Here is a 1,921-nt window from a genome sequence, read left to right on the forward strand (position 1 = left end):
TTTTTTTGTGTTATAAGATATAATAAGTATCCTGCTACTAGTAAATTTAATACTGATATGACTAATTGAATTATTTTCATTGTTTTTACTCCTTTCTTATGATATAATATTATTAATATATTTTTTTGAGGTGGTGTATTTATGCTAGTTTATGATAACGTTAAGAACTTAAGATTAAAGAATGAACTAACTCAATTAGAAGTTGCTAACTCTTTGAATTTAAGTTTATACGGCTATCAAAAGATTGAAAGAGGTCTTTCAGATATTAAATTATCTACTTTAGTATCAATCTGTAACCTATATCATATTACACCGAACGAATTGATATATAACAACTTTAGTTGTTCTTTGTAAGCTCAGTATAACAACTTTAGTTGTTCTTGTCAATACTTTTTTTAAAAAAAATTTAAGTTTTTTAGAAAACCTTGAAAGGGCACCACTCAAGGACTTTACAGCCCTTGAGCATTAACCTTTTTAAGTTAAAATAAATTCAATACTGCGAATATTAAATTTAAAATAACTAGAAGAAGATTAAATAGAACAGTTAGAAATTCTAACAATTCTAGGTTTTGCCCTTTCCTGGTTTTCTTTTTTGACATTGTTACCAGCTCCTTTCTTTAAAGTATAGATTAAATATTTAAATATATTTTTACTTTAAATATTTAATCTATACTTTAAAAATTAATATCATCAAGTCCCTTCAACTTGCGCACTTGCCTTCGCTCGCTTACACTTATACCATAAGCATCCCCGCAAAGTTGCGAAATATACAAGCCTACCGACCTGGTGACTATAAGAACCAAAGTTCTGTTTTTCAAGGTGCTGTTACCTACCACTTAAAAATATTATAGGCTGTGTTTTTTGTGTTCCTCCTTTATCTTGAACTCAGTATAGCATGACACTATGCATAGTGTCAACACTTTTTACAAAAGTTTTTTTAATTTTTTTTAAAAAAGTTTTTGATATTATTGAAGATGTTGATATAATGAATTTTATAATTATAAATTAAAATAAAAAAGTTGGTGATTTTTTTGAAAAAGATAGAAAATATAAAAACTTTTAGAGAAAAAAAGGGAGTCTCCCAAAGATATATAGCCACGCAGCTAAGTACTTCACTTAGTGCTTATCAACATTTAGAAAAAGGCACATCAGACTTTAAATTGTCAAGTTTATTGAAGTTATGCTTATTTTTTGAATGCACTCCAAACGATTTACTTAATATAACTAAGTTTGAAGATATAAAAGACCTATTAGATATTGAAGATTAAAATAATTTGATTATATAGTACATGGCTTATTTTTTTTCTAATAGTGTAGATAAATTATAAAACGAAATATGTTATTTTAAAAAGAAAAGGTTAAAGTTAAAAAGATATATCAACCTTTTTCTTTTTTTTGCCTTTGAAGGTAGGTAAATATAGACTGAAATCGCTACAGATATTGATATATCTAGCCTTCAGCCTATTTTTACCGTTATTATCATATCATAACTGTAACTTTAAATATTACATTTATAAATCATTATAGTTAGTATTTAATTAATTATTGAAGGTTCAAACGCCGCAAGGCTAATTAGATTAGGTAAACTTATTTATTTTCTTTATATGTATAATATGTAAGAGATATTAAGATAGTTATATCAAGTATAGTATACATAATTAATTGTTTAAGTTAGATATTATACTAGTTAAAAGACTTTATATATATTACTTTATTATATTATGTTTAGTTGGCTTTAATACTTTATACAGTAAGGTTATAAGCTAATTATAGTTGTTTAAATAAAGATAAGTTAGTTGTATCGGTTTATTTGATTAGGTTTAGTTAGTTATGTAGTTGTTTATATGTATATATGTTTAGTCAGTCTAGCTATATGTATATGTATGTATGCTTGTATGTATGTATGTATGTATGTATGTAT

At 25.2% G+C, this 1,921-nt stretch carries 2 protein-coding genes; both read left to right on the top strand.

Annotated elements, in window-relative coordinates:
- Positions 1 to 141 precede the first annotated feature (141 nt).
- Positions 142 to 354 (top strand): helix-turn-helix domain-containing protein, encoded by a 213-nt coding sequence (locus tag F823_RS11580; RefSeq protein WP_036746098.1) that lies wholly within the window; start codon positions 142 to 144, stop codon positions 352 to 354.
- Positions 355 to 1,031: 677 nt separating this feature from the next.
- Positions 1,032 to 1,268 carry a helix-turn-helix domain-containing protein gene (locus tag F823_RS0110365; RefSeq protein ID WP_019595776.1) on the top strand — a complete coding sequence of 79 codons (237 nt, stop codon included), beginning with the start codon at positions 1,032 to 1,034 and terminating at the stop codon, positions 1,266 to 1,268.
- Positions 1,269 to 1,921 lie beyond the last annotated feature (653 nt).

Origin of the sequence: Peptostreptococcus anaerobius VPI 4330 = DSM 2949 (assembly GCF_000381525.1) — a bacterium.
GTDB classification, from domain to species: Bacteria; Bacillota; Clostridia; order Peptostreptococcales; family Peptostreptococcaceae; genus Peptostreptococcus; species Peptostreptococcus anaerobius.

Coding starts and splice junctions, on each gene's coding strand:
- F823_RS11580 (WP_036746098.1), top strand. CDS start 142: ATGCTAGTTTATGATAACGTTAAGAACTTAAGATTAAAGAATGAACTA.